Below are 8,294 nucleotides of genomic sequence, written 5' to 3' on the forward strand. Positions count from 1 at the left end.
ACCAGGTCAGCCTTAACATTCCGCTTCGCTACATCGTTAAGGCTTCCTATTCCCGCCACGCCTCATGCACGAACGTTGTATGCAATGCCATCAGGACAGGGACGACCATGGAAATAAAATACGTAAAAGGAGACGCGACACAACCAATTGGACAAGGAAACAAAATAATTGTTCATGTCTGTAACGATGTAGGTGGCTGGGGAAAAGGATTTGTAATCGCTATTTCAAAAAGATGGAAAGAACCGGAGACTAAATACAGAGAATGGTCGAAGGACGGTAAAAATTTTGAATTAGGTGAAGTTCAATTTGTTCAAGTCGAACCCACGATCTGGATCGCAAACCTTATTGGACAACATGACATCAAAAAGGGAAAAGATGGATCTCCTCCTATCAGATATGGAGCGATACGAAAAGGACTAGCTAAAGTAAGTGTATTTGCTCGAGAAATTAAAGGATCAGTTCACATGCCTAGAATAGGATGCGGACTTGCTGGAGGGACATGGGATCAGATTGAACCCGCACTCTCACATGAGTTGACAGGAGCTGGCGTTGAGACAGTGGTTTACGACTTCGAATGATGGCACAGCATACAACAAAATGTATGTGCCATTGCGGGGCGCAGTGTAAATTTGTAGTTTAGTTTTCAAACAACGTTCGGTCACGGTGGACAGTTACGGAGTAGTCGGGCAAATCAGTCGTTCCTCCTTCATTTGCCTCCAAACCCGCAACGTCACATACATAAACGTTATGCACAATGCCGCGCGGACAGAGTAGTAGCCACCGCGCATTGGCACATTTGCTTGCCACACATTCCATCGCGACACCAAAGCAAGCAAAAGAGCCAATTCTTGCGACTGATGAACTGAACAAATAAGTTTATGACTTTTCTAGCCTACATTGTTTCAATTATTCTGTTTGGTGTAGTGGACGCCTTAGCCACATCATTGGCATTAATGGTTGCCACCACAACTGGTGACCAAGTTTTTAAGCTTCATAACTCACAACAAAAATTTATTTTCCAGTTCTTGTGCACGATCATTGGATCATTTACAGGAGCTTATGTAGCGCTGTATTCATTTTCGTGGTTTGGATTGATGGCAAATCTTTATGTAGCACTGCCTCTATTTGTTATTGTCTGGTACTTCCTAAACCTCGCCATTTTACCTGAATATCAACCTACGGCACAACGCCTTGGGATTTTGATCGGGATAGTCTTATCATGGATCTATTGGAACTAATATATGTTTTTCGAATCAAAAAGACTTAGTGAAAGAAGAGAAGGGCTCAAAGAACTTGAGGAATTAACAAGGGACAAAAACAAAACGTTGATTATTCATTACTCATGCGAGTCTTTTGTCACCACCCATGGAAAGACGCCTCGAGTAACATCGATTTGCATTAGAAATTTTAGGTCAGGGCAAACGAAATCCTTCTCAATTCACCTGCAGGCACAGTTTGACAAGAATGATTTTAATAATCTAACTGACGAGCAGTACGACCAATTGGAAAAGAAAATGCTTGATGACTTTTATCAGTTTGTGAAGCAGCATAAGGACCATAGGTGGATACATTGGAACATGCGTGACGCTAATTTTGGATTTGAAGCTATTGCGAATAGATACAAAATTCTCGGAGGCGAACCATATGAATTAGATGAAGATCGGAAGTATGACTTGCCAAGAATATTGGGGAAGATTTATACTTATGGCTATGAGAGAAACGAGCCTGACGGAAGACTTTTGAATCTTGCCAATAGAAATAAAATAACGTTACGGCATGCATTAAAAGGGTCAGACGAGGCGAAAGCCTATGAGGATAAAAAATATTTAGAATTGCACCAATCAACTTTGAGAAAGGTTGATATTATGGACAGCATTGTAGATCGCACCGATAAAAACGAATTAAAAGTAAATGTGAAGAAGAAAGATATCTATGGTCTGACGCTTCCAGGAATAGTTGAAATTGTGAAAAACAATTGGATGTTGGTGGCTCTATGGACATTAATCGTTTACATATTGGGCGCTGCTACGGAACCTTTGATTCAAAAATTGTTTGGGACAGCGAATTAGTAATGTACGCTAACAACGAATTGAAATGTGGACATCTATAAACCACACCAATGCCAAAGCCACGCATCCTGACGCACACCCAAAGCTTTTGCATCCGTGTGGTTAGGAGTAGGCTGATGCGCGGCACAGTGCATAACAAAATGCATATGCCATTGCCGGGCTAGATGTAAATTCTTAGTTTCGTTTTTTAACAACGTTCGGTCTCGGTGGACAGAGTCGGCAGGTCGCGTTAAACATTCCCTTCGGTCATTTATTAGCGCTCCTATCCGGCAACGTCATATGCTCCAACGTTGTAGAGCATTAATTCATGAAATCGAGGATCACTATATTAATTTTATTAACAGTCCTGACAAATGATTTAGTCGGACAAAGGTTGATTAATGCCAAGTATTCTTCATGTGACGAAGGGAATTTCCACAAGTATCGGATGAACTCGATGATAAATAAAGTTAAATCACAACGTGATACAACGACAATTGATCTAACTTGGATTGACAACTGTTCATTTGAACCCGAATTCCATTTAAAGAAACTAGCGAATGACACGCTGTACTTTGAATATACGAACAAGAGTGACGGAGAAACCACTTGTACTTGTGCCTTTAGACTCCAGTTTGAATTGCAAAAACTAAGTCAAAGGGATTTTGAAATAAAAATTAATAATTGGCACATCGACAAAAAGGCTAAGCGGTATAATACAGACGGTTACATAGTAGAATATTATCCGGAGCGGACATCAAACCCAAAAGTATATAGAGAAATCTATACAGATCATGGAAAGTTAATTGCAGAGGTTTTCTATGACAAAGACGGAAATATAGCATTAGAGAAGTATTACAATGAATCATGGGGATTCTTAGAAAGAGAGAGAAAGAATTAACGCCCTACAACAAGATGTATAAGCCATGGCGCTGATAAGGAAGGACATTTTTTTATTTTCGCTCAGCGCCACGGCTTATACATAAACGTTGTAGGCAATAGCATAAGACAGACTGATGACAAGTCACAAGACATATCAATACCATTTTTCTGCCAAGGCGCTGACACTTGGGACAATTATCATAGTCGGTTTTACCTCGTTGTTTACATATCTTTTCTGCATGACGTACGAGAACAATCTATTGGTTTCGATAATTTTTTTGGCTCCGTCGATTGTGATTCTACCAGTAGCCTTGCCTGACTACATTCGATTTTTGTTCTGTGCAATAACAAGCCGGCCTGTCATAATAGTATCCCCAGACAAACTGGTCAATAATATGAATGGATGGACATACAAATGGACAGAAATTAAAGAAATAAAATACATGCCGTTTACTGGAATAAATGCGCCTCCCGGTGGTTACACTGCTGTGACATTGTGGGATGACGACAAAGAAATGCGAATCGGGCACAACTCAATAAAATGTAAGACAACGAAATTCTTGCAGACTTTAATAAGATATCACAAACAAAATGGTGGTAGGTAATGCTACTGCCTACAACAAAAAGTTTATGCAATTGCGGGGTGCAGTGTTAAATTGTAGTTCATGTTTCAAAAGCAGTTCGGCCACGGGGACAATTTCGCAGCAGGTCGGGTTTAACATTCCGCTGCGCTTCATTTTTAAACCCTCCTAATCCCGCAACTGCATAAACTCAAACGTTAGCGGCAAGCACTTATGAACAGAGTACGTTTCTTAACAATGATAGCTATCGGACTGATTTTCCATTCTTGTGAGGAAAGAAGAAGAGTTATTAACGTTGAGGACAACGTTAATGAGTTTATTCAGACCATTGATCCCAATCAGCTAAAAGCACTTGAGCATTGGTTTTTTATTTATCGTGGACCAAATGGATTTTGGCAAAATGACTCGATTGACAACGAAAGATATAATGTTATATACTCCCGAGGCGATAGAGGAGAGACAATATTAGTTCATGGACCACAAAGGTTTATAAAGGATTTTGCCATTAAATTCCAATATGATACTTCAATATTCAATCTGAAATTGGTAAAGGTTGAAAACAAAGTAACTGTTTATACAAACTGGGACCGTTTTGTAAAGACTATGGGGTACTCAGAGCTGACGAATAAAGATCCATTCAAATATATGTCCGAGTTAAGTGACTTAAAGGATAAGTATGGACTTGTTCAAATATCACACCCCCGTAAAGCAGGGACATTCGTTCAGTTTTATTTCTCTACAAGTGACTTGCTTACTTTTATTCCAGATACTGCGGACATCAATCCGGAATTTAAACCTCGGTGGACGAAGGATTGGTCAAAGGGTAAATGGATAGATGCTCATTGGAATCTTAGGAAATTGGAAAAACCAATTGAAGTTGGTGGATAAGTGCCAGCCGCTAACAATGAACTGTGTTGAAAACCAAACAAAAGAATATTTTTCTTTTCAACCACCCATGACTTTTGAGGGCGGTCGAAAAGAAAAATATTATTAAATGCAGGGTTGAGCACTCCGGTAATTCTCGTCATACACCATTCCTGATTTTGCTATTGCTAATGACTGCTTTAATAATTTGTTAGCGACTGCAATCAACGCAAGCTTTTTGGATTTTCCTTTGGCTACAATTCTATCGAACAGATCTTTGCACCCTTTATTATTCTTGCAGGCGGAGAATGAGCACATGAATAGCAAGTTTCTGATAACATTGTTGCCAGCTTTACTTATTCGGCTCTGGCCTCTTACTGACTTACCGGAAAGTCGAATTGTAGGAGCGAGTCCAAAGAAGGCAGATAACTGTTTACTTGATTCAAACGCTGTAAATCCATCCGTTATTACGATTAGGAACATTGCTGTCTTGGTTCCTATTCCTGGGATCGACTGCAATTGGGATAATAGCTTTCCCTGATGTTGGGTGATAAGCACTTCCATTGATTTTTCCAACTCCTTGATCTGTTTATTTAAAACTGTAATTTGTTTTCGCAGAGGCATTAATACCATGGCAAAATTGCCTGGTCTTATGCTTACGCTGTGGAGTTTGTTTTTCAAAGCAGTGCGCTGTCGGATCAGCATTTCAACGAGTCCATTTATTTCGGAAGCCTGCTGGATGTATTCTGCAGGGGGAGACCACAAAGTGGGCTTTTCCAGTTCAGCATAAAGTCGAATCATTTTCGCGTCTGCTTTGTCTGTTTTTGCAAGCTTTAAACGCATCTGCACAAACCGCTTAATTACAAGTGCGTTGATTACAGAAACAAAATGATTTCGCCCAACAAGCCACGTTGCTAAACCCAAGTGGTAAGAACCTGTTGCCTCCATTACGCAATGATCATTGTCTACAAGTGATTTTTCAAAAAGCTGGTAACCCCCAACGTCATTCTTTAAATTGTAAGTGTTTTCCATTTGAAAACGAAACATCAAAGACATTTTTTGAAATGTCTATACCGATAAATTTTGTAGCTTTATTCATAGTATTTGATTTAAGGAAAGAACAAGCGCTACTTGTAATTCTACATCCTATAAACAGGCTTTATGCCTAGTGAACTGTTCGAATTTAAAGTAGAAAAGAGAGGGGGCTATCATTGTTGACGGAATCGGAAGTCCCTACGCATATAGTAACCTTAGTCCTCTCTTTTGTTCTTTCTCAGAAGCTAATTTATTGATTTGTAAACTTAGGATGTGTATATGCAATTCAAATTTCATTGAATTAGTTTTAAAGGAAAATTTAAACTGCATAAACACGAACGTTGTGCGCAATTACTATGACGACAAAGAAGTTTAAGATTGACGGAAAGGACATAAAACAGTTGATTCAACCCATTGGTGGTTGTATGGCCACGGACAAAATAACTGTTGACGGAGAACTTGTTGACTTTATGTATCGAGACACGCCCGACTTTAAACATGACAGTGGTTGGAGATTTTTATCAGGGACAGAGTCACAGGAATATGCTGACAACGCGGACAACTGGGCAATTTATGACGTCAACACAATTGTAAATTATGACTCTTCAATAGTTGATTATCTAGACCTACCAATCGGGACAGAATTAGAGAGAATAAAAGGGACAAACAAGTTCAGGACAGTGGAGTCGTAACTGCGCACAACACAATGTATGTGCCATTGCGGGGTGTAGTGTAAATTTGTAGTTTAGTTTTCAAATAACGTTCGGTCACGTGGGACAGTTTCGGAGTAGTCGGGCAAATCAGTCGTTCCTCCTTCATTTGCCCTCCATGCCCGCAACGTCACATACATAAACGTGTGTGTCTTGAACATCATTCAGTTGTAAGAGTGAAGATGCTGTACAAAAGATGGAAGGCTTTTTAGGAGTTTATCATTCATGCGGAGGTCGAGCGAACTGAACTGGCCGATGAAATGATCAGAAGAAAAGAAATGGACTTCCGCAAGGCGATCGTCAGAGATAGCCTGCAAATCACCTTATGCTGCAATGATGGAAACATACATTGTGGTGAACGATAAGGAAAAAACGGAGACTTGATCTCTGTAGATGAATGTTGAAGAGTCGAATAGAGTGAATCAGCGACTGAAGCCTCGTAATTATAAAGCGATGTTGAAAACAGGTAGTTACGTTTATATCTGTGACCAAGTGCAATGTCCCGATAGCTATCGGGATGATTACTGATTGCATAACATCCGGGGTAAAGCTGACGAGACTTCAACATGGGCTTTTGTATGGAACAAGAGAAATCGCTATCGAAGAGATGAGTTTCAAAACCATTGAAGATGTAAGGATGACATCAGATAGCGGTGACGGACTAAGTTGTAGTAGTGATGAAGTTGCTAAAAGGCGATGGAGCGAAGGACTTAGCCTGTTTGGTTCTATAATGAACGACAACCAATAAACATTGGGATGATCGACTATTATGAAACGAGATCACAGCCAATTACCAGAAAGATGGTATGGCAGGCCTACCAGAAAGTAAAATCAAACAAAGGAGGTTTTGGCGTTGATAAGATGGATTGGATTGCGCTAGATCGTAATGTAAAATCACATTTATATAAACTATGGAATCGCCTGAGTTCAGGAAGTTACTTTCCTATGCCTGTAAGAGAAGTGTCGATTAAGAAGAAGTCTGGAGGTGTACGAAAGCTTGGAGTACCTACGTTGTTAGACCGAATCGCACAGCAAGTTGCCAAGACACATCTTGAAAGGATAGTAGAGCCACAATTTCACGACAGCTCATATGGTTATCGTCCGCGAAGGAATTGTCATCAGGCGGTAGCGAGGGCTACTGATAATTCTTTTACACACAGCTGGGCGATAGACCTTGACATCAAAAGTTTCTTTGACACCATTAATCATGAGCTAATGATGAAAGCAGTTGGGCACTACTATAAAGACAAGTGGGTTTTGCTGTATATTGGGTGTTGGTTAAAAGCAGGTGTTGTACAGCAAGATGGAAGTTATGTTGATAAGATGACAGGGACTCCTCAGGGAGGAGTTATCAGTCCACTGTTAGCCAATATCTTTCTTCATGTTACCTTCGATAAGTGGATGGAAAAGCACTATGGGAGAAAACCGTTTGAGCGGTATGCAGATGACATTGTGGTGCACTGCCGCACGGAGCGAGAGTCGATCTATCTGCTAAAGCAGATCAAGGAAAGGTTCGCACAATGCGGTCTGGATATCCACGAAGGGAAGACCAAGATTGTGAACGTTCGAGGAAGCTCGGAGAAGAAATATAAGAAGAGCTACGACTTCCTTGGGTTCAGGATAGAACCACACTACACAAAAGTGAAAGGCAATGGCAAACGCATCTTGCCAAGGTCTGTGATGAGCAGCGGATCAGTGAGCAGTGTGCTGGATAAGTTTAAAAGCATTCATAAACGGCGCGTAAGCGTAGAAGAACTGGCCCGCGAACTTAACCCAGTCATACGAGGCGTGATCAACTACTATTGTAAGTTCTGGTCTTATCACACGCATACTTTATGGAAACAGCTTAATAAGCGATTACAGAAGTGGGTGAAATGGGAGAAAAGACTTTACAAGAAAGCCTCGATCAGATGGCTCCAGCATAAGTATGCATACCGTCCCGATTTATTCGCACACTGGAAATTGGTACGTCCGTAGGTATGTAAACTATGAAGGATTACATACCTTTGTGATTAAACAGGAAGAGCCGTGTGAGGGGAGACTCTCAAGCACGGTTCTGTGAGAACCTCAGGGTGCAACTCCCTGGGGTGACTCGACTGGTAGCCATACTTAAGACAGATGAGATATTATAAAATTGGGAAAGCTTGGGAACCAGAAATCATAGGAGTTAAAGA

The 8,294-nt window shown here is 40.6% G+C and carries 10 protein-coding genes; 9 read left to right on the forward strand and 1 reads right to left on the reverse strand.

What is annotated here, in order from left to right; translation table 11 throughout:
• The 6 genes from KK060_RS24125 to KK060_RS24150 form a co-directional block, all read left to right on the forward strand.
• Positions 1 to 578: macro domain-containing protein (locus KK060_RS24125; RefSeq protein ID WP_254157726.1), on the forward strand; the 578-nt coding region annotated here is incomplete at its 5' end.
• A gap of 300 nt (positions 579 to 878) precedes the next feature.
• Positions 879 to 1,238, forward strand: coding sequence for a hypothetical protein (locus tag KK060_RS24130; protein ID WP_254157728.1), 360 nt, complete (start codon positions 879 to 881; stop codon positions 1,236 to 1,238).
• Between the two features lie 3 nt (positions 1,239 to 1,241).
• A complete protein-coding gene (locus KK060_RS24135; RefSeq protein ID WP_254157730.1) occupies positions 1,242 to 2,069 on the forward strand; it encodes a hypothetical protein in 828 nt (275 codons plus the stop codon).
• A 427-nt stretch (positions 2,070 to 2,496) separates the two neighbouring features.
• The gene (locus KK060_RS24140) at positions 2,497 to 2,949 is read left to right on the forward strand and encodes a hypothetical protein (protein WP_254157732.1); all 453 of its coding nucleotides are present in this window, start codon (positions 2,497 to 2,499) and stop codon (positions 2,947 to 2,949) included.
• Positions 2,950 to 3,325: 376 nt separating this feature from the next.
• On the forward strand, positions 3,326 to 3,535 hold the full coding sequence (locus KK060_RS24145; RefSeq protein ID WP_254157734.1) for a hypothetical protein: 210 nt from the start codon (positions 3,326 to 3,328) through the stop codon (positions 3,533 to 3,535).
• 189 nt (positions 3,536 to 3,724) lie between these two features.
• On the forward strand, positions 3,725 to 4,399 hold the full coding sequence (locus KK060_RS24150; protein ID WP_254157736.1) for a hypothetical protein: 675 nt from the start codon (positions 3,725 to 3,727) through the stop codon (positions 4,397 to 4,399).
• Positions 4,400 to 4,501: 102 nt separating this feature from the next.
• Here KK060_RS24150 and KK060_RS24155 read toward each other — a convergent pair whose 3' ends face one another.
• On the reverse strand, positions 4,502 to 5,422 hold the full coding sequence (locus KK060_RS24155; RefSeq protein WP_254157738.1) for an IS110 family RNA-guided transposase: 921 nt from the start codon (positions 5,420 to 5,422) through the stop codon (positions 4,502 to 4,504).
• 344 nt (positions 5,423 to 5,766) lie between these two features.
• On the opposite strand from KK060_RS24155, the gene KK060_RS24160 reads away from it, so the two are divergent.
• The 3 genes from KK060_RS24160 to ltrA all read left to right on the forward strand — a co-directional run bounded on the left by KK060_RS24160 (position 5,767) and on the right by ltrA (position 8,097).
• Positions 5,767 to 6,102, forward strand: a complete 336-nt coding sequence (locus tag KK060_RS24160) for a DUF2185 domain-containing protein (RefSeq protein WP_254157740.1) — start codon at positions 5,767 to 5,769, stop codon at positions 6,100 to 6,102.
• Between the two features lie 502 nt (positions 6,103 to 6,604).
• The gene (locus KK060_RS24165; protein ID WP_254157742.1) at positions 6,605 to 6,868 is read left to right on the forward strand and encodes a hypothetical protein; all 264 of its coding nucleotides are present in this window, start codon (positions 6,605 to 6,607) and stop codon (positions 6,866 to 6,868) included.
• Between the two features lie 8 nt (positions 6,869 to 6,876).
• A complete protein-coding gene (gene ltrA / locus KK060_RS24170) occupies positions 6,877 to 8,097 on the forward strand; it encodes a group II intron reverse transcriptase/maturase (protein WP_254157744.1) in 1,221 nt (406 codons plus the stop codon).
• The last annotated feature ends 197 nt before the right edge of the window (positions 8,098 to 8,294 follow it).

Origin of the sequence: Chryseosolibacter indicum, assembly GCF_018598585.1 — a bacterium.
Classification (GTDB): Bacteria; Bacteroidota; Bacteroidia; order Cytophagales; family Cyclobacteriaceae; genus Chryseosolibacter; species Chryseosolibacter indicus.

Bases quoted from the DNA above. Each gene is read 5' to 3' on its own strand.
- KK060_RS24130 (WP_254157728.1), top strand. From the start codon at position 879: ATGACTTTTCTAGCCTACATTGTTTCAATTATTCTGTTTGGTGTAGTG.
- ltrA (WP_254157744.1), top strand. From the start codon at position 6,877: ATGATCGACTATTATGAAACGAGATCACAGCCAATTACCAGAAAGATG.
- KK060_RS24160 (WP_254157740.1), top strand. From the start codon at position 5,767: ATGACGACAAAGAAGTTTAAGATTGACGGAAAGGACATAAAACAGTTG.
- KK060_RS24145 (WP_254157734.1), top strand. From the start codon at position 3,326: ATGAATGGATGGACATACAAATGGACAGAAATTAAAGAAATAAAATAC.
- KK060_RS24155 (WP_254157738.1), bottom strand. From the start codon at position 5,422: ATGTTTCGTTTTCAAATGGAAAACACTTACAATTTAAAGAATGACGTT.
- KK060_RS24135 (WP_254157730.1), top strand. From the start codon at position 1,242: ATGTTTTTCGAATCAAAAAGACTTAGTGAAAGAAGAGAAGGGCTCAAA.
- KK060_RS24140 (WP_254157732.1), top strand. From the start codon at position 2,497: ATGAACTCGATGATAAATAAAGTTAAATCACAACGTGATACAACGACA.
- KK060_RS24150 (WP_254157736.1), top strand. From the start codon at position 3,725: ATGAACAGAGTACGTTTCTTAACAATGATAGCTATCGGACTGATTTTC.